At 58.7% G+C, this 24,269-nt stretch carries 26 protein-coding genes; all 26 read right to left on the bottom strand.

The window, feature by feature from the left end; genetic code table 11:
* Nucleotides 1–13: 13 nt before the first annotated feature.
* Nucleotides 14–934: a sugar ABC transporter substrate-binding protein gene (locus tag H1B31_RS05720; protein ID WP_185979638.1), complete on the bottom strand. Its 921-nt coding sequence runs from the start codon at nucleotides 932–934 to the stop codon at nucleotides 14–16.
* A gap of 28 nt (nucleotides 935–962) precedes the next feature.
* Nucleotides 963–1,463 (bottom strand): acetolactate synthase small subunit, encoded by a 501-nt coding sequence (ilvN, locus tag H1B31_RS05715; RefSeq protein ID WP_185979637.1) that lies wholly within the window; start codon nucleotides 1,461–1,463, stop codon nucleotides 963–965.
* Between the two features lies 1 nt (nucleotide 1,464).
* On the bottom strand, nucleotides 1,465–3,147 hold the full coding sequence (gene ilvB / locus H1B31_RS05710; RefSeq protein WP_009441123.1) for a biosynthetic-type acetolactate synthase large subunit: 1,683 nt from the start codon (nucleotides 3,145–3,147) through the stop codon (nucleotides 1,465–1,467).
* A gap of 162 nt (nucleotides 3,148–3,309) precedes the next feature.
* Entirely contained in the window at nucleotides 3,310–3,960 is a 651-nt protein-coding gene (locus H1B31_RS05705; RefSeq protein WP_185979636.1) for a ComF family protein, read from the bottom strand.
* A gap of 739 nt (nucleotides 3,961–4,699) precedes the next feature.
* Nucleotides 4,700–5,752, bottom strand: coding sequence for an L-threonylcarbamoyladenylate synthase (locus H1B31_RS05700; protein WP_185979635.1), 1,053 nt, complete (start codon nucleotides 5,750–5,752; stop codon nucleotides 4,700–4,702).
* Between the two features lie 13 nt (nucleotides 5,753–5,765).
* Nucleotides 5,766–6,644: a peptide chain release factor N(5)-glutamine methyltransferase gene (gene prmC, locus H1B31_RS05695; RefSeq protein WP_185979634.1), complete on the bottom strand. Its 879-nt coding sequence runs from the start codon at nucleotides 6,642–6,644 to the stop codon at nucleotides 5,766–5,768.
* Complete coding sequence (gene prfA, locus H1B31_RS05690; protein WP_009441128.1) at nucleotides 6,644–7,708, bottom strand: peptide chain release factor 1; 1,065 nt, start codon at nucleotides 7,706–7,708, stop codon at nucleotides 6,644–6,646. Before prfA ends, prmC begins: the two co-directional genes overlap by 1 nt.
* Nucleotides 7,702–8,616, bottom strand: coding sequence for a DUF1385 domain-containing protein (locus H1B31_RS05685; protein WP_185979633.1), 915 nt, complete (start codon nucleotides 8,614–8,616; stop codon nucleotides 7,702–7,704). The genes prfA and H1B31_RS05685 overlap by 7 nt, the downstream gene beginning before the upstream one ends.
* 112 nt (nucleotides 8,617–8,728) lie before the next feature.
* Complete coding sequence (gene rpmE, locus H1B31_RS05680) at nucleotides 8,729–8,929, bottom strand: 50S ribosomal protein L31 (RefSeq protein ID WP_009657055.1); 201 nt, start codon at nucleotides 8,927–8,929, stop codon at nucleotides 8,729–8,731.
* Between the two features lie 153 nt (nucleotides 8,930–9,082).
* On the bottom strand, nucleotides 9,083–10,369 hold the full coding sequence (locus H1B31_RS05675) for an NAD(P)/FAD-dependent oxidoreductase (RefSeq protein WP_185979632.1): 1,287 nt from the start codon (nucleotides 10,367–10,369) through the stop codon (nucleotides 9,083–9,085).
* Nucleotides 10,370–10,559: 190 nt separating this feature from the next.
* Nucleotides 10,560–11,924 (bottom strand): MATE family efflux transporter, encoded by a 1,365-nt coding sequence (locus H1B31_RS05670; protein WP_185979631.1) that lies wholly within the window; start codon nucleotides 11,922–11,924, stop codon nucleotides 10,560–10,562.
* Nucleotides 11,925–11,946: 22 nt separating this feature from the next.
* Complete coding sequence (locus H1B31_RS05665; protein ID WP_185979630.1) at nucleotides 11,947–13,083, bottom strand: N-acetylmuramoyl-L-alanine amidase; 1,137 nt, start codon at nucleotides 13,081–13,083, stop codon at nucleotides 11,947–11,949.
* Between the two features lie 96 nt (nucleotides 13,084–13,179).
* Complete coding sequence (locus tag H1B31_RS05660) at nucleotides 13,180–13,782, bottom strand: MotE family protein (RefSeq protein WP_185979629.1); 603 nt, start codon at nucleotides 13,780–13,782, stop codon at nucleotides 13,180–13,182.
* A 49-nt stretch (nucleotides 13,783–13,831) separates the two neighbouring features.
* Nucleotides 13,832–14,431, bottom strand: a complete 600-nt coding sequence (locus H1B31_RS05655; protein WP_185979628.1) for a lytic transglycosylase domain-containing protein — start codon at nucleotides 14,429–14,431, stop codon at nucleotides 13,832–13,834.
* Nucleotides 14,428–14,895, bottom strand: coding sequence for a flagellar export protein FliJ (gene fliJ, locus H1B31_RS05650; RefSeq protein WP_185979627.1), 468 nt, complete (start codon nucleotides 14,893–14,895; stop codon nucleotides 14,428–14,430). Before fliJ ends, H1B31_RS05655 begins: the two co-directional genes overlap by 4 nt.
* Entirely contained in the window at nucleotides 14,892–16,280 is a 1,389-nt protein-coding gene (gene fliI, locus H1B31_RS05645) for a flagellar protein export ATPase FliI (protein WP_009441137.1), read from the bottom strand. Before fliI ends, fliJ begins: the two co-directional genes overlap by 4 nt.
* On the bottom strand, nucleotides 16,277–17,068 hold the full coding sequence (locus tag H1B31_RS05640; protein ID WP_185979626.1) for a FliH/SctL family protein: 792 nt from the start codon (nucleotides 17,066–17,068) through the stop codon (nucleotides 16,277–16,279). Before H1B31_RS05640 ends, fliI begins: the two co-directional genes overlap by 4 nt.
* Complete coding sequence (gene fliG / locus H1B31_RS05635; protein WP_009441139.1) at nucleotides 17,061–18,080, bottom strand: flagellar motor switch protein FliG; 1,020 nt, start codon at nucleotides 18,078–18,080, stop codon at nucleotides 17,061–17,063. The genes H1B31_RS05640 and fliG overlap by 8 nt, the downstream gene beginning before the upstream one ends.
* 2 nt (nucleotides 18,081–18,082) lie before the next feature.
* On the bottom strand, nucleotides 18,083–19,663 hold the full coding sequence (gene fliF, locus H1B31_RS05630) for a flagellar basal-body MS-ring/collar protein FliF (protein WP_009441140.1): 1,581 nt from the start codon (nucleotides 19,661–19,663) through the stop codon (nucleotides 18,083–18,085).
* Between the two features lie 72 nt (nucleotides 19,664–19,735).
* Nucleotides 19,736–20,038, bottom strand: a complete 303-nt coding sequence (gene fliE, locus H1B31_RS05625) for a flagellar hook-basal body complex protein FliE (RefSeq protein ID WP_185979625.1) — start codon at nucleotides 20,036–20,038, stop codon at nucleotides 19,736–19,738.
* A gap of 33 nt (nucleotides 20,039–20,071) precedes the next feature.
* Nucleotides 20,072–20,527, bottom strand: a complete 456-nt coding sequence (flgC, locus tag H1B31_RS05620) for a flagellar basal body rod protein FlgC (protein ID WP_009441142.1) — start codon at nucleotides 20,525–20,527, stop codon at nucleotides 20,072–20,074.
* Between the two features lie 17 nt (nucleotides 20,528–20,544).
* Nucleotides 20,545–20,967: a flagellar basal body rod protein FlgB gene (flgB, locus tag H1B31_RS05615; RefSeq protein WP_185979624.1), complete on the bottom strand. Its 423-nt coding sequence runs from the start codon at nucleotides 20,965–20,967 to the stop codon at nucleotides 20,545–20,547.
* 169 nt (nucleotides 20,968–21,136) lie between these two features.
* A complete protein-coding gene (locus H1B31_RS05610; RefSeq protein WP_185979623.1) occupies nucleotides 21,137–21,988 on the bottom strand; it encodes an Asp23/Gls24 family envelope stress response protein in 852 nt (283 codons plus the stop codon).
* A gap of 21 nt (nucleotides 21,989–22,009) precedes the next feature.
* On the bottom strand, nucleotides 22,010–22,840 hold the full coding sequence (locus tag H1B31_RS05605) for a PHP domain-containing protein (protein WP_009441146.1): 831 nt from the start codon (nucleotides 22,838–22,840) through the stop codon (nucleotides 22,010–22,012).
* Between the two features lie 14 nt (nucleotides 22,841–22,854).
* Nucleotides 22,855–23,637 carry a TIGR00282 family metallophosphoesterase gene (locus tag H1B31_RS05600; protein ID WP_185979622.1) on the bottom strand — a complete coding sequence of 261 codons (783 nt, stop codon included), beginning with the start codon at nucleotides 23,635–23,637 and terminating at the stop codon, nucleotides 22,855–22,857.
* Nucleotides 23,638–23,657: 20 nt separating this feature from the next.
* Complete coding sequence (locus tag H1B31_RS05595; RefSeq protein WP_185979621.1) at nucleotides 23,658–24,215, bottom strand: hypothetical protein; 558 nt, start codon at nucleotides 24,213–24,215, stop codon at nucleotides 23,658–23,660.
* Between the last annotated feature and the right edge of the window lie 54 nt (nucleotides 24,216–24,269).

The following is a 24,269-nucleotide window of genomic DNA, read 5'->3' as shown; positions in this document are numbered from 1 at the left end:
TGCACTCCCCTCCTCACTTCGCCTGCGCGAGATTGTCCGCTGTTATGGATGTAAACGGAATGGCGAGGTCACCCGAGGGCGGATTTCCCTTAAGGAAGCCCTCTACGAGTGTGAGTGCCCCCTCACCCTGCGCCTTTGCATCCTGCTTGATGGTCTGCGCCATCTCTCCCGCCTCGACTGCTGCGAGACCCGCAGGAGTGGCATCGACCGCAGAGACAAGGCATCCACTGAGGCGGTTTGCCCCCTTCAGCGCTGCAATCGCACCGAGCGCCATCTCATCATTGCCTGCGACAACGCCGTTGATCTCAGGAAACATGCTCATCCAGAGGGTCATGGTCTTGAGTGCCTCTGCCTTGCTCCATCCTGCATCCACGAACGAGAGCAGCTGAATATCGGGGCGCTTGTCAAGGCACGCCGCCTTGAACCCATCCCAGCGACCGACCGCACTGCCCTGCGTCCCATCGCCCTGCAAATACACGATCTTCGCGTTCGGCGGCAGATGTGAGGCCATGTACTCCCCCTGCATACGCCCCGCCTCCACATCGTCGGAGTAGGCACGGAGCACCTTGCCGCCCGCAACGCTGCGGTTGACCGTGATGATCGGGATGCCCGCATCGTTCGCCTTTTCGATGGTCTTGACGATGCTAGAGCCGTCCGCTGCAAGCAGGACAATCGCCCCCGCACCCCTGCCAATCGCCTCGTTCAGCTGGTCAATCTGCATATTTCCGTCGTTCTTCGCGTCGAGGAACTCGACCTCGATGCCGTCCGCCTTTGCCTTGTTTGCAAATGCATCTTTGATCTGTGCACAGAAACCATCCGCATCGTCGTAGTTTGCATAGACGACGCGATCCGAACTCGCCCCCGTCAGTCCGCAGCCTGTCAGCGAAAGGCACGCTACAGGCAGGAGCAGAAGCCCCCATTTCCTGAGATTCATGTCAAACCGCTCCTTCTCTACCGAAAAACTACATCTGCTTGACGGGCACAGGGCCACGCGAAAGCGCAATCGCCCCTGTCCGTGCGATCTCGATGATGCCGTAGTCGGACAGCAATTCCGAGAGGGCATCGATCTTCTTTGCATCGCCTGTCAGCTCAATGACGACATTCTCCACGCCGACATCCACGATGCGCGCGCGGAAGATGTTCACCACGTCGATGATCTCCGCACGGTTCTCCTTTGTCGCGTGTACCTTGATGAGTACAAGTTCGCGCGTGATGGACTCGAACTGCGTGAGGTTGACGATCTTCACCACGTCGATCAGCTTCGAGAGCTGTGTAACGACCTGCCGCAGTTCGTTCTCCGACGCAACGGAGACGACGATGTTGATGCGCGTGACATCCGCCTCCTCCGTATAGCCGGCGGAGATGCTCTCGATGTTGAACGCGCGGCGGCTGATGAGCCCCGCGATATGCGTGAGGACGCCGGGCTTGTTATCGACGAGCACGGCGAGCAAATACTTATCCATCTTATCTCCCTCCGAGCACCATCTGATCGAGTCGCTTGCCGCCCGGCACCATCGGTACGACATCCGCCTCCTCGGGTACGATCACATCGATGAGACGCGCACCCTTGGCGCGGAGAACCTGCGGCAGCACCTCCGCGAACTCTTCCCGCGTTTCGATACGGCAGCCCGCGACCCCCATTGCCTCGGCGAGCTTTACAAAATCGGTCTTGCCCTTGAGCTCCGAGGCGGAGTAGTGGTGACTGTAGAAGAGCCGCTGCCACTGTCCGACCATGCCGAGGATGGAGTTGTGCACAATGACAATCTTCACATCGATGTCGTTGTCCGCCATCGTCGCAAGTTCCTGACAGTTCATCATGATGCTGCCATCGCCCGTAATGAGGACAACCTCCTTGTCTGGACAAGCGAGTTTCGCACCAATCGCTGCCGGCAGACCGTAGCCCATCGTGCCGAGTCCGCCCGAGGTGAGAAAGCGACGCGGGTCGTGACAGCCAAAGAACTGTGCCGCCCACATCTGATGCTGTCCCACATCCGTGACACAGATTGCATCCGCATCGACAAGCTCACGCACGCGGCTGATGAGCTCCTCGGGGCGAATGTCCTCCGACGCCTTCCACCCAAGCGGATGGGCGCGCTCCATCGAGAGCACCTCGCCGCGCCACGGACGGTAGCGAACGCTGAGCTCCTCCTGCACCGCGCGCACGGCATCCACAAACGCGGGCAGCGTCTCGCGCAAATCGCCAATGACAGGGATGTCCGCGCGCACATTCTTGTTCAGCTCTGCGGGGTCGATGTCGAAGTGCACAATTTTTGCCTTCGGTGCAAACGCCGCCGTATTCCCCGTCACGCGGTCGCTGAAGCGCGTGCCGAGCGCAAGCAGGAGATCGCACTCCTGAATCGCCATATTCGAGGCATAGGCACCGTGCATGCCCGCCATGCCCGTATAGCCCTCGGTCTCAGCTGCAACGCCGCCGATTCCCATGAGTGTCGCCACGGAGGGCATCCCCGTGAGCGCAATGAGCTCGCGCACGTAGTCCGACGTATCCGAGAGCACAACGCCGCCGCCGACGAAGAGCAGCGGCTGACGAGCAGAGGCAAGTGCCTCCACAGCCGCATGCACCGCCTCCATATCAAAGGGGACATCCCCCGTATAGCCGTGCAGGATGGCGGCATCAGGATATTCATAGTCGATCGGCGTGTCAAATACATCCTTTGCCACATCGATGACAACCACGCCGGGGCGCCCCGTCCGCGCGATGTAGAACGCTTCCTTCACGACACGCGGGATGTCGTTCACATCTTTTACGAGATAGTTGTGCTTCGTGATCGGCGTCGTGATGCCGACAATATCCGCCTCCTGAAAGGAATCCTTGCCGATGTACGGATTCGCCACCTGTCCCGTGATACAGACCATCGGTACGGAGTCCATATGCGCCGTCGCGATGCCCGTCACGAGATTTGTCGCGCCCGGTCCCGAGGTCGCAAAGGCGACGCCGACCTTGCCCGACGCTCTGGCATAGCCGTCCGCCGCGTGTGCTGCCCCCTGCTCGTGGCGCGTCAGGACATGCGGAAAATTCATCTTATATACTTCATCGTAGAGCGTGAGGACTGCCCCGCCCGGATAGCCGAACACAACCTCGACGCCCTCCGCCTTCAAGCTCTCCAAGAGAGCGCGTGCACCATTCATCTGCAATAGAACCCCTCCTAAACAACAAAAGTACCGATCATCCGCCCCTATAAGGGACTCATATCGGTACTTTCGATGGAATCCCCCTATAATAACACTCTTTCATTATAGGACTTTTCCGTATTTTTTACAAGCAAATTGCCACGCTTCTTATGACATACATCACAGATGCTCACTCGCCAGAACAAAGGCATAGACGCGGCGTGCCCCCGCACGTTTCAGCGTGCGCGCGCATTCCGTCAGCGTTGCACCCGATGTCATGATATCATCTACGAGCAGAATATCTCTGCCCGCAGCATCTGCATCCGCCGCAAGGGCAAACGCCCCTCTGAGTTCCCGCTGCCGCTCCGTGCGCGTGTGCTCGTAGAGTGGCGCGGTCTCGCGCGTGCGAACGAGGAGTGGGGCGACGGAGATCTCGTGCATCCTGAGCCACGGCGCGAAGATCTTCTCCGCCTGATTGAAGCCGCGTTTGCGCTGCCGCTTTGGCGCAAGCGGCACGGGCACGGCAACGAGCGGGCGCGGCAGATCATCAAGGACGTCCTCGCCCGCCACGAGGAGCGTATGGAGTGCCGGGAGCGCGGAGCGCTGCTTCTGATATTTCAGCGCGCGCAGGAGGTCGCGCACCGCCTCGCGATAGTGGGCAAACGCCCAGATTCCGTCGAGATACGCCATCATCTCCGCCGCGCGCGCGAGTGCATGCACCGTGCTGAGGCGGCGCATGCAGGGCGCACAAAAAGTCCCCCTGCGCTCGACGTAGGCGGAGCAGTTCGGACAGCGCGGCGGGAAGATGAAGTCCATGATGATTGAAAGCACTTTGATTTCTCCAATGGCAGTCTCAGGAGCAGGGATATGATGCTCCCTAAAAAACTATTGCATGGCAGTCCGATTTATGATATGATAAATGCAAGGAAAGAGATATATCTCCTAGAAACGTGTATAATGAGGAAAGGAGAATGTCTATTGACACATTTCATTCAGCGCAGTGACCATGCCCCCTGATGGGAATGCATCTTTGAAGAAGAGGCGAGGCAACGCAGGTCGTTGACCTCATATGGCATTATGTCAGCAAGGAATGGCTCCGGCGCAGTCAGCCCCAACGGTTGGGGTGTGACATATTTCCCTGTACGATTCGTTTTTCGAAAACCAAGCGCGCAAATTTGGATGATATTGAGATCTCCAAAACGGTTTCAGCTGAACGTACAATACACAGTCGCGTGATCACGTGGTTCACGCGAGCCAAACAACTGAATAAGGACGTGTTTAACTTTTATGTTCGTTGTTATGTAGCCGACAGCTTGCTCGAAATAGAGCGGCTGTCGGTTTTTTGCGTGTATAGGTATTTGTGAGTTGCAGAACGTCGGAAACAATTCCGTGCGATGCTCCTAAGCAACCCCTAGTGGAGCAAGCGGAGAAAAGGGCGCGTTCTGCCCCCTGCGGATTTCTTTCGTTCAAGCGAAGCGGTTTAAGAAGTCCGCAGGTATTTAGGCAGATAAGCGCACGACCACTTGCGTAACTAAGTGTTTGCGTGAAGCAAACACGGAGTCACCCAAGATCAGATAGATATAATACGTCCGCCGCTTGCCTTGCGCAGGCGGTTCATAATGGCAGTCCCCAGCCCGACCGCCGCCGCCCCCTCGGCGAGGAGGGAGGTGACAGGCATATCGTCAAAATGGCGGAGTGCGTCGTAGAGACAGGATGCAAGTGCGCTGTGATTGCCGCGCGCCCCACAGTTATAGGTACGCTCTGCGGGGACAAGATCGGAGAGTGCCGCAATGGTCTCATTGCTGGCGATGAGTGCGGGGCACTCGCCCGCTGCCGTGCGGCGTAGGAATTCCTCGCGCAGCGCTGCAGTGACATCTGTCCCCGCGCCCACGTAGACAGTGAGAGGGACGCGCGGCGCGTAGTGCGTGTACTTCATGCCGGGGGCACGCGGTGCTTCATCCTCTGCCGTGAGCGCCGCATCCATGCGGACATCTGCGTGCGGCAGCTCTGCCACCATCATCTCGCGCGTGATGGCTCCGGGGCGCAGAATCGTGACGACACCCTCTTCCGTACAGTCGACAATCGTGGACTCCACGCCCAAGCGGCAGCTTCCGCCGTCGAGGATGAGCGGGATGCGTCCCGCCATATCCGCATAGACCATCGCCGCCGTCGTGGGACTCGGACGCCCCGAGGTATTCGCGGACGGCGCGGCAATCGGCACGCCCGCTGCGCGGATGAGGCGTCGCGCTATATCGTGGTCTGGACAGCGCACACCGACGGTCGAGAGCCCGCCCGTCACGATATCGGGGATATGCGGCGCTTTCGGCAGGATGACGGTGAGAGGCCCCGGTGCAAACGCCGTGAGGAGATGCGCCGCAAGCGGCGGAACCTCAGAGGCAACGTCGTGTGCCATCGCGAGATCAGCGATATGGAGGATGAGCGGATTGTCGGAGGGGCGCCCTTTCGCCTCATAGATCCGTGCGCACGCCGCCGCGTCCAATCCGTTCGCACCGAGTCCGTAGACCGTCTCCGTCGGAAACGCAACGAGCGCACCGCTGCGAATCAGCGCGGCGACACGCTCGAGATCGGCGTCCGAGATGGGACGCAGAATCTCCGTATCCATGTAATCCCTCCTCTCAAGTCGTATACCCCACAACCACGCGCTCGATACCCGCGAGATCCTTTTGAATCTCCGTGCGCACAATGCGCGCATTGTTCTCGAGCAGGCGCGCCACATCGCGTGCCTCATCAATGCCGACCTCGACGGCAAGCATACCGCCGTCCCGCAGAAGTGCGGGCGCATCCGCCGCGAGGCGGCGATAGATCGTCAGCCCATCGCGCCCGCCGTCGAGCGCGAGATGCGGCTCATAGCTACGCACCTCGGGCATGAGGGTCGCAATATCCGCCGTCGGGATATACGGCGGATTCGAGAGAATCACGTCATAGCTGCGCCCCGCGAGCGGCGCAGTGAGATCACCCACATACACCTCGATGCGCTCCGCAAGCCCGAGCCGCGCCGCATTCTCCCGCGCAACCTCTGCCGCTGCGGGCGAGACGTCGACAGCATCCGCGCGCGTTCCCTCCGTATAGTGCAGGACGGAAAGCGCAATCGCCCCCGTCCCCGTGCCAATGTCCGCGATAGAGAGTTCATCGCCCCCTGCTACCGTCCGCGCACGCAGGAAGTCCACGGCACACTGCACGAGCAGTTCCGTATCGGGACGCGGGATGAGCGTATCACGCGTCACGCAAAAGTCCAGCCCCATAAACTCACGCGTGCCGAGCACATAGGCGAGCGGCACATGCGCCGCCCGCTCCTTCACATGCGAGCGAAAGGCGGCAAGCTCCACAGGTTCGAGCGGCTCGTCGAAATGCACATAGAGGTACATCCGATCCTTGCCGAGCACCGCGCCGAGCAAGACCTCCGCATCAAGGCGCGGATTCTCGATGCCGTGCTCGCGAAAGAAATCCGTCGTCCACGTGAGGAGCCGCGCAATCGTCCAAACAGAATCCGCCATCAGTTCACCTGTTTCAGCCGCTCTGCCTGATCTGCCGTGATGAGCCCCGCAAGGATTTCATCCAGCTCACCGTCGAGCACGGCATCGATCTTGTAGAGTGTCAGCCCGATGCGATGATCGGTCACGCGCCCCTGCGGGAAGTTATATGTGCGGATGCGCTCGCTGCGATCGCCCGAGCCGACCTGACTGCGCCGATCTGCGGCAACGGCGTCTGCCTGCTCCTGCTGTGCGCGGTCGTAGAGACGCGCGCGCAGCACCTTCATCGCCTTCTCGCGGTTCTTGAGCTGCGACTTCTCGTCCTGACACTGCACGACGATGCCCGTCGGGATGTGTGTGATGCGAATTGCCGTCTCCGTGCGGTTGACGTACTGTCCGCCCGCTCCTGAGGCGCAGTAGGTGTCGATGCGTAGATCGTTTGCGTCGATCGTCACCTCGACCTCCTCCGCCTCGGGCAAGACGGCGACTGTAACCGCCGATGTGTGGATGCGCCCGCCCGACTCCGTGACGGGGATGCGCTGCACGCGGTGTGTGCCGCTCTCGTATTTCAGACGGCTGTACGCTCCTACGCCATTGACGAGAAACGAGATTTCCTTAAATCCGCCGATCTCCGTCGGATTGCTGGAGAGGATCTCCGTCCGCCAGCCCTGCCGCTCGGCATAGCGCGCATACATGCGGAAGAGGCTTGCCGCAAAGAGTGCCGCCTCCTCCCCGCCGACGCCGCCGCGAATCTCGACGATGACGTTCTTGTCGTCGTTCGGGTCGCGCGGCAGAAGGAGGATCGGCAGCTGCTCGGCAAGTCGGTCACGTTCCGCTTCTGCCTCGGCAATCTCCTCTGTGAGCATCTCCTTCATCTCGGCATCGGCTTCGGAGAGCATTTCCCTGTCCTCTTCGATGGTCGCGAGCGCTGCCCGATAGGCGTCATACGCCTCCACAATCGGCGTGAGCGCCGCGTGCTCGCGCGTATAGCGCTGCCATTTTGCCATATCTGCCATCACGGCGGGGTCACTCAGGAGCGCCTCGAGTTCATGATATTTATCCGCAACGGCGTTCAGTTTGCTTAACACGTTACTTCCTTTCGGTAGTTCCCACTGCCTTCGGGGATGTCTTCGGGCGGCAGCACTGCCTTCAGCGACTCGATTGCGACCTCGACCATCTCATCGGCGGGCGGGCGCGTCGTCAGATATTGCAGCCACAGTCCGGGCGTAATCAAAATGTGGACAATGCGGTTTTCGCTGCGCCCCGCAAAGCGGATGATCTCGTAGGAGGCGCCCGCGACCACGGGCAGGACGGCGAGGCGGCTCAGGATGCGCAGCCAGAGGTCAGGCCAGCCAAAGAACACGTGAAAGACGATGGCAACAACCATGACAATGAGGAGGAAGTTTGTGCCGCAGCGCGGATGCAGGCGCGGAAACTTCTGCACGTTCTCCACGGTTAGCGCCTCGCCCGACTCGTAGCAGTGGATGGTCTTGTGCTCCGCACCGTGGTACTGGAACACACGACGAATCCCGTCCATAAACGAGATGCCCCAGATGTAGAGGAGGAATACGAGCAGGCGAATACCGCCCTCGATGAGGTTGAATACGACAGGGTCGTCCGTGTACGCCGCCGCGAGATGCGCCGCGCCCGTCGGGATGACGATGAAGAGCACGCTCGCGAGGACGAGCGCGAAGAGGATGGTCATGGTGATCTCCTTCGTCGTCATCTTCTTCTCCTCCTCGCCGGCCGCCTGTGCGGAGAATGAGAGGGCGCGCATGCCGATGACGAGGGATTCCACCATGATGACGGAGCCGCGAATGAGCGGCAGGTTGAGGATCGGATAGCGGTCACGGATCGAGGTGACGGGGTGCGTCTCCACGGCGATTTCACCATTCGGAAGTCGCACAGCAGTCGCGGTCTTTGCCGCGTCGCGCATCATGACCCCCTCGATGACCGCCTGTCCGCCGACTGCGAGGTCGGTAATTTTCTTTGGCATAGTTTTCCTTTACAGTATCAAAAAAGAGACTATCACACGATCTCTCGTGCAATAGCCCCTCCCTGTTGTCGTGCAGTAAACAGGCAAGGCGCACAGCACCTCACCATGGTCACTACTTCCGTGCGTAGCGCTTCTGGAACTTCTCAATGCGCCCGCCCGCCTGAACGTCACGCTGACGCCCCGTGAAGAACGGATGGCACTTCGAGCAGACATCGATGCGCAGATCCTGCTTCGTCGAGCCCGTCGTGAACGTATTGCCGCAGCCGCACGTCACCGTCGCCTCGAAGAACTCGGGATGAATGCCCTCTTTCATGTAAATACACCTCGTTTCTTTTTGCCGGATACAAGCGCGCTTGTGCACGCTTGGTTGAACTCGGCATGTCTTGCCGAGAACGAGTCATGGAAACAAACGCCCTGCGTTCATTACCGCGCAAGTATAGCATAAAACAGCGCGTCGTGCAAGCATTTACTCCAGCTTGCTGTGGATGATACGCGCGAGACGCGTGCCGAAGAAGAAATTCCAGATCCACTTGATCGAGACCGTAAAGTCCGCATAGCGTCCCGCGAGACGGACGAGATGGACGAGCATCCACGCGAACCACGCAAAGAATCCCTTCGCCTTGAGCATGAAGCCGAGCCCGGGCATGGGGCCATTCATGACCGCCTCGCCTCGGCCGATCGTCGCCATGGCACCGAGGTCATGATAGACGAACTTCTCCAACTGATCCGGTGTCTTACCCGCGATCAGCGCCATAATGTTCTTCTTGACCTGCATTGCCTCCTGCGTCGCTACGGGTGCGACCGTCGGGAGCGGACGCTCGAGACCGCCGTGCTGAAAGTTCGCACAGTCGCCGATCGCAAAGATGCGGTCACTGCCCTTTACGAGCAGATTTTCCTCCACGATGACGCGCCCCGCGCGATCCACCTCTGCGCCGCAATCCTTGATAAAGTCCTGAGCGCGCACGCCCGCCGCCCAGATGACGGTCTTCGTCGGGATGACTTCGCCGTTGTTCAGCTTCAGATCGTTTCCGTCGTACTCCGTGACCGCCGTGTTGAGGCGCACGTCGACGCCCTTCTTGCGCAGTACGTCGATTGTATGCTGCTGCAGATCGGGCGGCACCATCGGCAGGACGGAGCCCATCGCCTCGAGGAGGGTGACGTGAACCTCCTTGAAGTCAATCGTATGGAACTCCCTCTTGAAGATGTCGATGAGCTCCATCAGCGCGCCCGCCATCTCGATGCCCGTCGCGCCGCCGCCGACGATGACGAAGTTCAGATGGCGCCGACGCGCCTCCCACTGATCGGGGCCGCACTTGCGCGCAGCGCGCTCGAATTCATGGATGATGTGCCCGCGCAGGGCAATCGCTTCCTGCAGCGTCTTCATTGCATAGGAATTGCGTGCAACGCTCTCATTTCCGAAGAAATTCGTTGTCGCGCCCGCCGCAAGCACGAGGTAGTCATAGGAAATCTCGCCGTGCTTCGTGATAAGCACGCGGCGCTCCTGATCGATATCGAGCGCCTTGGACATATAGAAATTCACATTCTTGTTGTTCTTGAAAAACTGGCGCGTGGGATAGGCAATCTCCGACGCGGAGAGGACAGCCGTACTCACCTGATAGAGGAGCGGCTGAAAGAGATGATAGTTGTGCCGATCCACGAGTGTGACCCGCACATTTTCCTTCGCGAGTTCCTTGGCAAGAGTCACGCCTCCGAACCCGGCGCCGACGATGACAATGTGTTTTTGATCTGCCATATTAACCCCACTCCTTCGTTTAATAGTGAAAAAAATCACATAGTTAAATATTTTTTCACTGCTCGAAATGTGATATGAGTAATTTTCCCCTCATGGGGTACATCATACCACGTTTTACAGGAAATTCAATAGGATTTTTTTCACGGACAGGTGGCATTTGCACTGTATACATTGCATACGTCACAGCGCATCATGCAGACTGCATCTTCGCGCGCCGCATGCGATCCTCGATGATGCGCAGGCGGATCATGAGCATGACTGCGCCGACGATGATGCCGCCGTTCAGCCCCGCCCAGTAGCCGAAGGGGCCGAGCTCCGTCCAGCCCGCGAGCACGTAGCCGCTCGGCAGACCGATGCCCCAGAACGAGAGCACGGCGAGCCAGAACGTGACCGTGACATCCTTGTAGCCGCGCAGCGCCCCCTGCAGAGGTGCATTCACGCAGTCACAGAACTGCATGACGAGTGCATAGAGAAGGAAGACGCGCAGGAGTTCCTGCACCTCCGGGTTCGTCGTATAGAGCGCCGCCACGGAGTCGCGCATCGCTGCAAGCCCGAGGGCAATCACGCCGACGAAGACGAGTGTGAGCACGCGGCTGAGACGGATGTAGGCGCGCGCGCCGTTCTCACGTCCGCCGCCGACCTCGAAGCCCACGAGGATCGTGATTGCCATGGAGACCGAGAGCGGCAGCATGTAGACGATGGTCGTAAAGTTCATCGCCGCCTGATGTGCGGCAACCACAGTCGTCCCGTATGCCGCCATGAGGAGACCAACTGCGCCAAAGATGCTCTGCTCGCAGAACACCGTGAGTCCAATCGGGATGCAGATCTTGAGCAGCACCCACCAGTCACCGAGAATTGGACGCGGCAGACGTGCAAATACATGATAGCGTGCAAACTGTTTGATCCGGAGGACGACAATGCTGTTCAGCACGAGAAAAACGCCGTAGCTCAGCGCCGCACCAAGCCCCGCGCCGGGTCCGCCGAGCGGCTCAATCCCGCACGCGCCGTACATAAAGATATAGTTGAGAACGATGTTGATCGGAATCGTCGTCATCGTGATATACATTGTGAGACGCGTCCGCCCGTGCGCATCGATGAAGTTGCGCAGAACGATCGCGGGCGCAACAGGAATAAGTCCGAGGGCGATGTAGGACAGATACTCCATCGTAATACGCTCGACCACGGGCTCAAGATGCAGCGCGTGCACGAGCGCTGGAACCGTCAGCACACCGCACACAAGCAGGAACACAGCAAGAAGCGTCGCCCAGTAGAAGCTCTGCTGGACGACGCGCCGAATCTTGCGTGTCTGCCGCGCACCATAATGCTGTGCAATGACGGGGGTCAGCCCCGAGACGAGTCCCATAAAAGCCCCGAACACGGGAAAGAAGATGCTCGCACCGACGGCAATCCCTGCAAGATCTTCCTTGCTGATATGTCCCGCCATGACCGTGTTGAAGAAGCCCGGCGCCATGAGGGAGATCTGCGTGATGAGGATCGGAAGGAGCACGATGAAGAACTGGCGCGCACGCGCCGGATAGCCGTGAACTTCCTGCAAATGCTCCCTCCTCTCCTAAATATCATCCAAAGTAATCGGCAATCCCGTCGGCAATGCCCTGTGCAATCTTCTTGATGCCCGTCTCGCTGTTCATCATCTTCTCCTCATCCGGATTCGAGATAAAGGAGATCTCCACAAGAATTGCGGGCATGTCCGTATGTTTCACCACATAGAAATTACACGACTGCGTCCCTCGGTCAACGGTACCGATGGCATCGATCAGTGCTGTACGCACGCTGTCGGCGAGTTGTTTTGACTGCTTCGTCCCCTTCGTGTAGTAATACGCCGTCGTCCCCTTCACCTCGCGATTTGTGAAGGCATCGGCATGAATCGAAAGGAAGATGTCCGCATTTGCACGGTTCGCAATCTCACAGCGCGCCTCGAGTTCCTCAACAGAGGTGGCATTCGCCCCCTTGGACGAGACCTCCGTATCGTCCGTACGCGTAAGGATGACCGTCGCCCCCTCCGCTTCGAGGAGGCGCTTGAGCTCGCGGCTGACACGCAAGGTTACAGACTTCTCCATGATGCCCGTCGGGCCGATCGCGCCCGAGTCACTGCCGCCGTGCCCTGGGTCGATGGCGATCTTACGCCCCTTCATCCCTGTGATGGCATCCAGATCGCGGTCAATCTGATCCCGCGTGTCCTCTTCGTCCTCATCCGTCTGTGACGGCGGTGCGGGTATGGGCTTCTCCGTCTCCTGTTCGGGCTTTTTCGTAGGCTTCGGGGAGGGCGCTGCGCCAAAGTCCATGACGATGCGTGGTTTCCCCTCGTTGAGGGAGAAGATTTTCCACCCCCCCTTGTCCACTGAGGTTTCCACGACAATGCGCACTGTTGTCGCGTCGAACTGCGCTACGCGCACGGCGGAGACGAGGGAGGAGTCTACGGAGATATTCTTCTTCGCCTCGGGCGCAATCCACGCATTCTGGATGTCCAGCACAATGCGCGTCGGATTCGACAGCACAGACTGCTTGTAGGAGACGGGGCGGTCGGCATCGATGACGATGCGGACATTCCCATCCGTCTTTCCGATGCGAACGCCCGCAATCTTCGTCAGGTCCTTCGCACGGTCACTGAACGCCGCCTCCGCAGGATGCGCAGCGAAGGTGACCCCAAGGACAGCGACAAGCACGACAGTAAGCAGTAAAAATATACGGCGCAAGAGTATCCCCCCAATATCAAACGGATAAAAACCTGCGAAGCAGCTGAAAGGCAACTTCGCAGGTTCTCTCCATCCTATGTTGTATTTCCCAATTCCCTATTGCTGTGGCTCTGCTTCCTCGCCCTGCTCCACACCGGGCACGGCAGCGGCAGCTGCATTGCGCGCATTCTTTGTACGCTGCGGCACACCCTCATAGATGATCTGCGTGATCTGGGCGGCGCGCTCGGGCTCGAATGCCGCCATGACCTTAGCTGCATTCCCCTCGTCCATGCGCTGGAGGATCGCAATGCAGAGATCGATGTCAAGACTCTCCATGACCTTTGCCGCATCCGCCGCCTTCATATCGTTGTAAAGACGCGCAAGCTTCGTCACGCGCTTCTTCTCCGCCGCCTCGCGCTCCTTCTGCTGCTTTTCGATCTCCTCTTTCGTGATCTTCACAGTCTGGGGAGCCTTTTTCGGCGCGGCAGCGGCGGCAGCTCCCGCAGGAGCAGGTGCTGCGGTCTCCGCAGGTGCAGCCGCATGATCCCTACCTGCCGGCGGGACAAAGTACTCGCCGATGATGGGCAGTTCGTGCAGGCCGTACTCCTCATTGAGCGCCTGCGTATCAAAGAGCCGGAGATAGACGCCGAGCGCGAAGCCGCCCGCGATCAGTACGAGGAGTAAGATCAGTATGAATAGGATCTTCAATTTCTTCCGCATGGAATCCCTGCCCTCTTTCTCTTCCCCTTATTATACACGATTTATTCGCTCAGCGATAGATGTCCAGAACGCTCGACACGTAGTTCTGCGTCTCTGCATAGGGCGGAACGCCGCCGTAGGCCTTCACCGCATTTGGCCCCGCATTGTAGGCGGCAACTGCCTTCTTCACGTCGCCGTCAAAGGTGTCGAGCATCTCGCGCAGATACTTTGCACCGCCCTCGACATTGCTCTTCATATCGTAGGGATTGACGCCAAGCCCCGCAGCCGTCTCTGGCATCAGCTGCATGACGCCGACCGCGCCCGCAGGCGAAACGGCATTCTGATCGCCGCCGGACTCGACCTCCGCGACTGCAGAGATGAGCTTCGGATCGACGGCATATTTCGTCGCCGCCGTGTGAATCATGCGTGCAAGGTCGGGATTGGCAAAGTTCTCCTGCGCGGAGGTCGTCGCCTGATGGGCGGCAGAGCTCTCCTGCACGCGCTGCGCCGCATGTGCCTTGCCTGCCGCAGTCGTGACATTCTTGTCGATCTCCTGCTGCAGCTTTGATGCAAAATCCATGCCCGGAAGCTGCTGATTCTGAAGGGAGAACTGCCCCTCAATCTCCGCAATGCGCGCCTGTATCTGCTGGATGCCCGAAAGGTCCATCATACTGCTTCCTCCAATTCCCTATTTCGCATGGTCAGCTGCAGGCCGATCTCGTCGAGCATCTTCTGCTCCTCCTGCAAGACCTCCGCCTTGTATTCCGCAAGGCGCTTTTCCTTCAGTTTTTCGATGCTCTTGAGGGCACTCATCTGCTCCATGAGAATCTTGAGCCGCTTCTGCCGCTCGGCGTTCGCCTGCAGGATCACCTGCTGCTGATCCTCGATCTGCTGACGCTTCCATCCAAAGAAGCGGTTGAAGCTCATGAGCGTGCCGATCTTGATCCGCGTGCCCTCTTTCGAGAGGTTCTCGTAGTCGAGCTGCCCCTGATGCATCTCCTCAAGCAGCTGCCGTTGATAGGCGCGGGCATCCTCGAGACGGCGCACAGCCTCGGCGAAGGCAACCTCCGCCTCCTCCTTCTTCATGCGCGTCACCTTGAGCAGGGTCTCGAGCTGAAATCGAAATTTTTTCATGATGCTGCCTCAGCGCTCGGTGCTGCGGATGCCGCAGCCTTACCCACGGCGGAGAGCAGGCGCTGCTCCGTCTCCTCGTAGGAGGTCACTTCGTAAATGTCCTGACAGAGGAATTCGTTGATGCCGTCAATCCGCTGGATTGCGGCGTCAATCTTCGGGCTCGAGCCCTTGACATATGCCCCGATGTGGATGAGATCCTCCGCCTCGCTGTAGACCGCCATGAGCTGGCGCATCTCCTGCGCCGCCTCGAGATGGCTCTTGTCGACAACCTCGTACATGACGCGGCTGACGCTGCCGAGCACATCGATCGCGGGGAAGTGGTTCTGCGCCGCAATCCTGCGCGAGAGCACGATATGCCCGTCGAGGATGGAGCGCACAGCGTCCGCAATCGGCTCATTCATATCATCGCCGTCCACGAGGACGGTATAGATGCCTGTAATCGATCCCTTCTCGCTCGTGCCCGCGCGCTCGAGGAGGCGGGGCAGCATGGCAAAGACGGACGGCGTATAGCCACGCGTCGCGGGCGGCTCGCCGATCGTGAGTCCGACCTCGCGCTGTGCCATCGCAAAGCGTGTGACGGAGTCCATCATAAGCACGACCTTGTGGCCCTGATCGCGGAAATACTCGGCGATCGCCGTACCCGTCATCGCCCCCTTGATGCGGACGAGTGCGGGCTGATCGGAGGTCGCCACGACGACAACGGAGCGCTTCAGCCCCTCCTCGCCAAGGTCGCGCTCAATGAAGTCGCGCACCTCGCGACCGCGCTCACCCACGAGGGTGATGACGCTGATGTCCGCCTCGGTATTGCGTGCGACCATCGAGAGCAGCGTGGACTTGCCGACGCCCGACCCCGCCATGATGCCGATGCGCTGCCCGTCGCCGAGCGTAATCAGCCCGTCGATCGCGCGCACGCCGACGTAGAGGTTGTCGTGAATACGCGGGCGCGTCAGCGGCGGCGGTGGCGGTGCCTGCAGCGGATACTCTTCCTTTGCGAGGATCGGTCCCTTGCCGTCGATGGGGTTGCCGAGACCGTCGAGCACACGCCCAAGCAGCTCCGGCCCCACCTTCACGCGCAGGCGGCGTCCCGTTGCGATGACCTCGCAGCCGGGACCGATGCCCTGCATCTCGCCGACGGGCATGAGGAGTACGCTCCCCTCACGGAAGCCCACGACCTCCGCCGGGATCGGCGGGAGTCCCGCAAAATGCGAGCTCACATAGCAGAGCTCCCCGACGGTGACCGTCGGTCCCTGCGACTCGATAACGAGCCCGATGATCTGAGTCACCTTGCCCGTCAGCTTCATCGGGGAAGCGGCGTGCAGGGCATCCCGAAATTTATGGATATCTATGGAAAATGGGGGATTCCCCCCCGTTTCACTCATATTCATAACATAACTTCCCGCACAGCTTTTTTCAGCTGTTCGATCTGTGTCTGAAGCCGCGCGTCCACGCTGCCGTTCGGGGTCTCCACGAGGCAGTCGCCAGGCTTCAGCCCATCGTCGGAGGTTATCGTCAGATTCGAGTCCCCTGCCGTCAGTATGCTGCGCAGTTCATCGCGCGCCATCAACACGAAGTCATAGCTCTGCGGAGGAACGTGAACAACGATCTCCTTCTGATCCTTGACGCGCAGGATGGCATCGCGCACAATGGGCAGAACCATCTGGGGCACGTCGATGAAATGCTGCGGCAGGACGCGCTCGACCGCTGTCATGGCGATCGATACGATGTCCTCCTCTGCATTCACCACATAGTCACGGATGGCATCACGCGCATCGCGCAGGGTCTTCTCCGCCTGTGCGTTGGTCTGGCGGATAAGCTCTGCCATCTCCTCGCGCACAGCGGCTTTCCCCGCCTCACGACCTGCAGCAAAGCCCTCCTCATGCCCCTTGGCACGAGCCTCTTCGCGATCCTGTTCGATCTTTGTCTGCGCCTCACTAAGAAGCCGCTCGCGTTCCTCCTCGGCTTCCCCGCGAAGGACTGCAACGTGGATCTCCGCCTCCTTGACGCGCTCATCCATTGCCTGCTCACGCTCTGCAATGCGCGCGAGCAGATTCTGGACAGCCTCTTCGCTCAGCCCTTCCTCCTCACCATCCTCACGGGGCGGCGGCGGTGGGGGCGGCACGTCGATGAGATGGGGATTCTCTTCCCAGACGGCTGCCTTGATAACTCTAGACAATCATCTCGTCTCCCTTGCCACGCGAAATCACAATCTCGCCCTTGTCCTCGAGTGCGCGGATAACGCCGACAACCTTCTGCTGCGCCTCCTCGACATCGCGGATCTTGACCGGCCCCATGAACTCAATCTCCTCACGCAGCATATCGGCAGCGCGGGTCGACATATTCTTGAATACCTTCTCCGCAACTTCCTGTGGCGTTGCCTTGAGTGCAAGCGAGAGATCCTTCGTCTCGACCTGGCGCAAAACAAGCTGCAGCGAACGATCGTCGATCTGGACAATGTCCTCGAAGACGAACATGAGCTTCTTGATCTCCTCGGCCAGTTCGGGATTGTCGACCTCGAGGGTCTCGACAATCGCCTTCTCCGTCGTGCGGTCGACGCGGTTGAGCACCTCGACGATTGCCTTGATGCCGCCCGCCGATGTGAAGTCCTGCGTGACCATCGAGGACAGTTTCCTCTCGAGCACGCGCTCGACCTCACGGATGAAGTCCGGCGACGTGCGGTCCATCATCGCCACGCGCTTCGTGACCTCGACCTGCGACTCCGGCGGGAGCGCCCCAAGGACGATGGCCGCCTGATCGGGATCGAGATACGCCATGATGAGCGCGATGGTCTGCGGATGTTCGTTCTGAATGAAGTTAAGCAGCTGCGCAGGATCTGTCTTGCGCAGGAAGTCGAAGGGACGCACCTGCAGACTCGTCGTGAGACGATTGATGATCTCGAGCGCCTTGTCGGGACCGAGAGCCTTCTCCAGGACGTTCTGCGCATACTGCAGACCGCCCGAGGAGATGTAGTCCTGCGCCATGCACATGGAGTAGAACTCGGCGATGACCTCCGCCTTGAGTGCGGCGGAGACCTGCTTCTGATTTGCGATCTCGAGCGTCAAATGCTCGATCTCATCGTCATCCATATGCTGGAAGAGCTTTGCCGAGTACTCCGGGCCGATGGCGATGAAGAGGATCGCCGCTTTCTGCTGATTGGACAGATCACCACTGCCATACATATCCGGCATACTTACTCCTCCTCCGAAAGCCACGTCTTAACGAGGAGTGCAACCTCTTCCGGCTTGCTGTCGATGAGTGCGAGCAGCGCGAGTTTCTGGTTCATCTGCTGCTGCTCCTCCTCGGAGAGGTCTTCTTCCTCGACCTCGCCCGCTGCAATCGCTGCGGCACGCTCCTCTGCGATACGCTCCTCTTCGAGACGCTGTGCCTCTTCGGCAGCCTCGCGCTCGAGACGCTTCTTGCGGCGATACATGAGGATGCCGCCGACGATGAGGGCAATGAGGAGCAGGGCAAGTGCAACCTGCGTATAGAAAATGCGATCCTGACGATCCTTCTCCGCCTGTTCCTCTGCGGCGCGGCGCTCTGCTGCCTCCGTGCTGAATGGTAGGGGCTCGACGGAAATCGTATCACCGCGCGACGGGTTAATACCGGCCGCGCTGCTCACCGTGCGCAGGATACTCTCCTGCTGCGGCTGCGTCACATCGTCATTGACAAGAACAGCGACCGTCAGACGACGAATTGACCCCGGGGAGGCGATGACGTGCTGACGCTCTTCGTTGATCTCGTAGTTCTTTGTGGATTCCTTTTTCTCATACTCGGCATTCGCATTCGTCTCCTGCTCGACATAGCCGGGGACGTTGCTCTGCACGCCCGCAGGGCCACCTGGATTCGTAGAACTGCCGACATAGCTCTCGGAGATATCCTGCTGACTGCGAATGATGCCCGCGTCGTCCACAACAGGTGTGAAGGTCTGACGATCCGTCAGGCGGTCGTCAAAGTCAAGTTCCACGCTGACGCGTGCAAAGGCACGTCCCTCGCCAAGGGTCTGGTCGAGCAGGGACTGCACCTTCTTCTCGATGTTGTCCTGCACCTTGCGCGTCATATCGAGCTGGGTGAGAGTCTTAACGCCGATGGATTTCTCATCCTGATCGTCGGGATCGTTCAGGATCTTGCCTGTATCATCGACAATCGTGATATTCTCAGGCGTCAGTCCCTTGATGCTGTGCGCTGCAAGGTTGACAATGCCCTTGATCTCCTTCTTCGTCAGCTCCGCATTGGGCTTGAGGCGCAGCATAATGGAAGCCGTTGCAGGCTTCTCTTCTTTTTTATAGAGGCTGTCCTCAGGCAGCACAATATGAACACGAGCCTTCTCAACCGCCTCAAGCTGTTCGATCGTACGCGTCAGCTCGCCCTGCAGCGCCTGCAGGTAGTTGACACGGTTCTGGAACTCGGTGACGCCGAGCTTGCTGTCATCGAAGATCTCAAAGCCCTTGTTCCCACGCGGAAGCCCCTGCGTTGCAAGGTTAAGACGTGCCTCGTGGACATTTGTCGTCGGCACAAGAATCGTCGTACCCGACTTGTTCTCCTGCACCTCGTAGGTGATCTTCGATTCGCGCAGCTGGTTGGCGACCTCACCCGCGTCCTTGGTCTCCATATCCGTAAACAGCGGCACCATATCGGGCTTGCTGCCGTACCAGAAGCTCAGCCCAAAGATGAGGACGAGAATCGCGAGCGCCGAACCGAGCATGATGTAGCGCTGGCGCTTGTCAAAGCGGTTCCACAAGGCAAGGCCGCGCTCTTTCCACTCTCCCATAATCTCTTTCCCTTCAAGTCATCACGGTTATGCAACGTCTCCTGCGAGGCGTGCGAAAACGACAGGCAATCCTTATACCTGCATCCGCATGATTTCCTGATAGGCAGCCACAGCACGATTGCGCAGCTGCAATGTCAGCTGCAGTGCAATCTCTGCCTTCTGCCCTGCCACGACGACCTGAGAGACATCCGAGATTTCGCCCGCCGCGAGCAGATTGTTCTGCTTGTCTGATTCGAGTTGGAGCTGATTGACCTCGGAGAGGGCATCCTTCAGATAGGTTCCGAAGCTCTTCGGCGGCTCTTTTTCGATGGTCTCGCCCAGATGACTGGTTGCGTGCATCGTAACGGGGGTCATTTGCAGTGCTTGTACTTCCATATACATTGATCTCCCTTAAAGCGTGCCCAGTAATCAGCTATTTCCGCCAATGCGAAGCGCTGCGGTCACCATAGATTTTGCCGCATTAATTGTCGTTGTATTCGCTTCATAGGCACGGGACGCCGAAATCATGTCCACCATCTCTGCGACAATGTTGACATTTGGACGCTCCACATAGCCTTCCGCATTTGCATCGGGATGACCCGGCTCATAGACAAGTGTTCCCTGCGTTCGATCCGTTTCGATCGAAACCGCACGCACGCCATCGCCGGGACGCATACGGTTCGAAGCACGTGCAAGGAAAGACTCAAACCCTATGCCCGCCCCCTTCTCACGCGGCTGGAAGACCACGTAGCGGCGATGGTAGGCACCTCCGCCCTGTGCGCGCGTCGTGTTAGCATTTGCGATATTGTTGGAGATCACGTCCATGCGCAGCCGCTCTGCCGTAAGACCGGAAGCTGCTGCATCAATTCCCAAAAACATTCCCATATCGTGCCCTCCCTACATCAGCTGCCCTGGCCGCTGTTGATAACGCTCTTCAGCTTGCTGATTTGCCCGCCGAGCGCCGTTGCCAGCGCGCTGTAATACAGCTGGTTTTTTGCCACCTCAGCCATCTCAATATCAATGTCCACATTGTTCCCATCCAGACGCATATTGGTCGTTGTATCCTGCTCGATCACAGGACGCGCCTTTCCACGAAAGTCGATGGGCATATGCCGGTCATGCGTGCGCACAACCTTCATCAGAGGATTGTCGTCTAGCCCAAGTTCTTGCTTCAGCAAGTCTTCAAAGCGGACATGACTCCGCCTGAAGTACGGTGTGTTCACGTTGGCAATGTTATTGCTGAGCACCTCATGCCGAAGGGATGCTGCCGCCATCGCACGGCTGCCAATGTCAATCGTCGGAGTGTTTACCAGCTGCTCAAGCATGAAACGTCACGTTCCTTTCCCCATATTTTATGCGCACAGGAAAAAACTGCACACAAAACAGATATATAGTTATTTCTACATTCCTAAAAAAAATCCTTTTCATTCTAACATTTTTCTCAAAAAAAATGAAGTCCGGATTTGAAGGTATCTGTAAAAATTTAAGGAGTGGCTAAGCGCGCGCTGGAACTGCCGCATCGACGTGGAGACTCTTGACGAGAATATCAACTTCATGCACAACCATGCCCGTCATGTGCTCGATCTCCTCCTGCAGGTCTTTGCGCAGCGTCGCCATGGTCTCTGCAATCGCATACCCATAGGCAAATACCACTTCGAGCGAAACCGTGATGCCCAGATCATCATCGCCGCTGACGATATGTTCCACATGCGTTCTGACGACACGATAGACATGCTCGAGTTTCTCCGCAACAATGTGGATAATGCTCTTGATGACCGAGTCGTCAATGACGAGCTTGCCGTAGTAGCTGAACACAGGGCGTACAATGGAGCGCTCTCCGAGGCGGCGCCGTTTCGACGAGGAGGTCTTGAAGAAACTCTTGATCGGATCGATGAGATACCCCGAGAAATGCGGCTTGAGTTCGATTGTCGGCACGGGAATGATGTGCTCTCCTTTGCGGAGGCGGTGATACTGCGCGAGCTCCATGTCCCTCTTTGAGGCAATGTCCTCGATGCGGATGATCTTGCTGACAGGTCCGATTTTGAGGGCCTTTGCAATCTTCTGCACCATGTTCTCGGACGTTCCAAGGATGAGGATGCGCCGCGGCAGGGTCTCGGCAATCGCGCGGCGCACATCGGAGGCATGCCCCGGCAGGACGAAGATGGCACGGCGCACCGCCATGATCCGATTCTTCTCCTTCTTCGCCGAATATCCGCCGACAACCTTTCCATCTTTGATCAGAATGCCATCATCGATGATGGCGTCCGCACCGTTCTTCTGGGCGACCCACAGGGCGCGGTGGCTTTTGCCGGTGCCGCTTGGACCGACAAGTGCGATAACGTCCATTGTGTTTCTCCTCTCACAGGCTCACATATGCTGCGGCGGACGGTAGAAATTCTCCGCGTAGATGTCTTCAATCGTAAACTTACCAACGGCGTCCGGCTCTCGTCCCGCAAAGCCGCGATAATCCGAGCCGCCGGATACGAGTAGTCCGTACTTCTGTGCAACATCCAGATAGTGCTGCGTGTCCCGCACGTCATACGACGGATAGAAGGCCTCAATGCCGCCCATCCCCTGCTGAGCGATGCGTTCCACAGCAGCCTCATCCCCGATCGCCTTTGGATTGGCCAACACGGGGATACCTCCTGCCCCCTTGATCAGTGCGACAATCTCCTCAATCGGGAGGTAAAAATGGGGCACATAGGCGGGTCGTCCACGCTTTAGAAGCTGATCAAAGCAGGCGCGTATCGAGTCGAAGTAGCCCTTTTTGACGAGGACACGTGCCACATGAGAGCGCCCGACCGCCTTGCAGAGCCCCTCGTCCGTCAGCACCTCGGTCTCACCAATCTCATAGCCAATATCCTTCAGGCGCTCCACAATCTCCGTGAAGCGCGTCCAGCGAGCCTCGCTGATCTCTTCGAGCTTTTCCTGAAGCCCGGCATCATAGATATCAATATTATAGCCTAAAATATGAATCTCGTTCTGTCCATCTCCCGTACTGAATCCTACACCGGGGATAATGTGAAGACTGCCGGAGGCATAATGTCCGCTCTCATAGAGCGCCGTGACCCCCTCTACACTGTCGTGATCCGTGATGGCGATATAACGCAGCCCCGCAGCCTTTGCCGCCTCCACGATCTCCTCTGGCGTATCCTTGCCGTCGGAGAAGGTCGTATGAATATGCAAATCGCTTGGCATAGTATTCTCCTCGATCAGTCCTCTTGGCGGAGCAAGATGCGCTCGATCAGCGGCGCACGCCGCCCATTCGGTTCGATGTCCACAATCACAGCGGCATACTCCGCCGCCCCCTCCGCCATCTCAAAGCGTACGGGCATCCCCGTTCTGAATTTCTGAATCACAATCTCCTTGCGTACGCCAAGGATGGAATCACACGCGCCGACCATGCCGAGATCCGTAATATATGCCGTTCCGCCGGGCAGAATCTGCTCATCTGCCGTCTGCACATGCGTATGTGTTCCGACCACGATATCTGCACGTCCATCTAAATAATGCCCCATCGCGAGCTTCTCCGAAGTGGTTTCCGCATGGAAGTCGAGCACGATGACATCCGCCTGCCCCCTAATCTCCGCCAGAATGTCGTCCGCCTTTTGAAAGGGGCAGTCGAGCGCGGGCATAAATGAGCGCCCCGAGAGATTCATTACGGCGATGTTCACGGCCTTGAACGGGAAGATGCAGTACCCCTGCCCCGGCGTCCCCTCCGGATAGTTCGCAGGACGCACGAGGTAGGGCTCATCGTCCACAAAGGCGAAGACATCTTTCTTATCCCAGACGTGATTGCCCGCAGTCACAATATCGGCACCGCCCGCATAGAGTTCATCCAGAGCTTTGCGCGTGAACCCCTTGCCCCCTGCAGAATTCTCTCCGTTGACGATGACTACATCAATCCTGCGCTCCGCTCTGAGGCGCGGCGTAATCTCGCGGAAAGCACGCCGTCCCGCACGTCCGACCACGTCACCGACCAGCATAATGCGCACGGCACAGCCTCCCATCTTCTTTACCGATTATAGACAACCACCTGATCGCGCTCGCGTATGCCGATCAAGCGGTCACGCAGCGGGATCTCGCGCACCGCCATCAACATGCGCTCCAGCGTCTCATGCTGCAGAGTGCGGAACTCAGCGTCAAGCGCCTCCGCGCCGTGCGGATCGACGAGCAGTGCCTCGCCAAAGCGCTCCGTGAGGAGCTGAACCGTGAGGCTCAGTTCCCGCTCCGAGAGCTCATCCATCCGCCGTGCGAGGTGGAGGATCGTCAGCGCATCGTGCTGCTCGTACGAAAAATCCATCTCACTCGCCGCACCGCCCTCGATCACATAATAGGTCTCAATGCTCTCGGCGAGAAACGCGGCAAAATCCTCGATTTCTGACGGATCAAGGCGTGCACGTACGACGAAGTCCATCGTCAGCAGCTCCTGCCGTGGCTCATAGGAAACCGCTTCAATCTCAGGGAAACAGACGAGGACGGAGGCGAGCAGCTGCACACCGGGGCGTGCCTGCTCGCTTCTCGTACGTCCACCGCTGCGCCCTGAAAAACATCTTCGCAGAAAATCAAACATGGCATCAACCCCCTTACTGCCGTCCCTTGGGAAGCACTGATAAGGATTTCACCC

It is taken from the genome of Selenomonas timonae, assembly GCF_014250475.1.
Lineage (GTDB): Bacteria > Bacillota > Negativicutes > Selenomonadales > Selenomonadaceae > Centipeda > Centipeda timonae.
This window is presented reverse-complemented; position numbering and strand designations above follow the sequence as displayed.

Bases quoted from the DNA above. Each gene is read 5' to 3' on its own strand.
- ilvB (WP_009441123.1), bottom strand. From the start codon at position 3,147: ATGAATGGTGCACGCGCTCTCTTGGAGAGCTTGAAGGCGGAGGGCGTC.
- prmC (WP_185979634.1), bottom strand. From the start codon at position 6,644: ATGGCGGATTCTGTTTGGACGATTGCGCGGCTCCTCACGTGGACGACG.
- H1B31_RS05655 (WP_185979628.1), bottom strand. From the start codon at position 14,431: ATGATGGACCTTTCGGGCATCCAGCAGATACAGGCGCGCATTGCGGAG.
- flgC (WP_009441142.1), bottom strand. From the start codon at position 20,527: ATGGGAATGTTTTTGGGAATTGATGCAGCAGCTTCCGGTCTTACGGCA.
- H1B31_RS05595 (WP_185979621.1), bottom strand. From the start codon at position 24,215: ATGTTTGATTTTCTGCGAAGATGTTTTTCAGGGCGCAGCGGTGGACGT.
- fliF (WP_009441140.1), bottom strand. From the start codon at position 19,663: ATGGGAGAGTGGAAAGAGCGCGGCCTTGCCTTGTGGAACCGCTTTGAC.
- fliI (WP_009441137.1), bottom strand. From the start codon at position 16,280: ATGAATATGAGTGAAACGGGGGGGAATCCCCCATTTTCCATAGATATC.
- H1B31_RS05660 (WP_185979629.1), bottom strand. From the start codon at position 13,782: ATGCGGAAGAAATTGAAGATCCTATTCATACTGATCTTACTCCTCGTA.
- H1B31_RS05610 (WP_185979623.1), bottom strand. From the start codon at position 21,988: ATGGACGTTATCGCACTTGTCGGTCCAAGCGGCACCGGCAAAAGCCAC.
- fliE (WP_185979625.1), bottom strand. From the start codon at position 20,038: ATGGAAGTACAAGCACTGCAAATGACCCCCGTTACGATGCACGCAACC.
- ilvN (WP_185979637.1), bottom strand. From the start codon at position 1,463: ATGGATAAGTATTTGCTCGCCGTGCTCGTCGATAACAAGCCCGGCGTC.
- H1B31_RS05605 (WP_009441146.1), bottom strand. From the start codon at position 22,840: ATGCCAAGCGATTTGCATATTCATACGACCTTCTCCGACGGCAAGGAT.
- flgB (WP_185979624.1), bottom strand. From the start codon at position 20,967: ATGCTTGAGCAGCTGGTAAACACTCCGACGATTGACATTGGCAGCCGT.
- rpmE (WP_009657055.1), bottom strand. From the start codon at position 8,929: ATGAAAGAGGGCATTCATCCCGAGTTCTTCGAGGCGACGGTGACGTGC.
- fliG (WP_009441139.1), bottom strand. From the start codon at position 18,080: ATGCCGGATATGTATGGCAGTGGTGATCTGTCCAATCAGCAGAAAGCG.
- H1B31_RS05685 (WP_185979633.1), bottom strand. From the start codon at position 8,616: ATGCCAAAGAAAATTACCGACCTCGCAGTCGGCGGACAGGCGGTCATC.
- H1B31_RS05720 (WP_185979638.1), bottom strand. From the start codon at position 934: ATGAATCTCAGGAAATGGGGGCTTCTGCTCCTGCCTGTAGCGTGCCTT.
- H1B31_RS05675 (WP_185979632.1), bottom strand. From the start codon at position 10,369: ATGGCAGATCAAAAACACATTGTCATCGTCGGCGCCGGGTTCGGAGGC.
- H1B31_RS05700 (WP_185979635.1), bottom strand. From the start codon at position 5,752: ATGGATACGGAGATTCTGCGTCCCATCTCGGACGCCGATCTCGAGCGT.
- fliJ (WP_185979627.1), bottom strand. From the start codon at position 14,895: ATGAAAAAATTTCGATTTCAGCTCGAGACCCTGCTCAAGGTGACGCGC.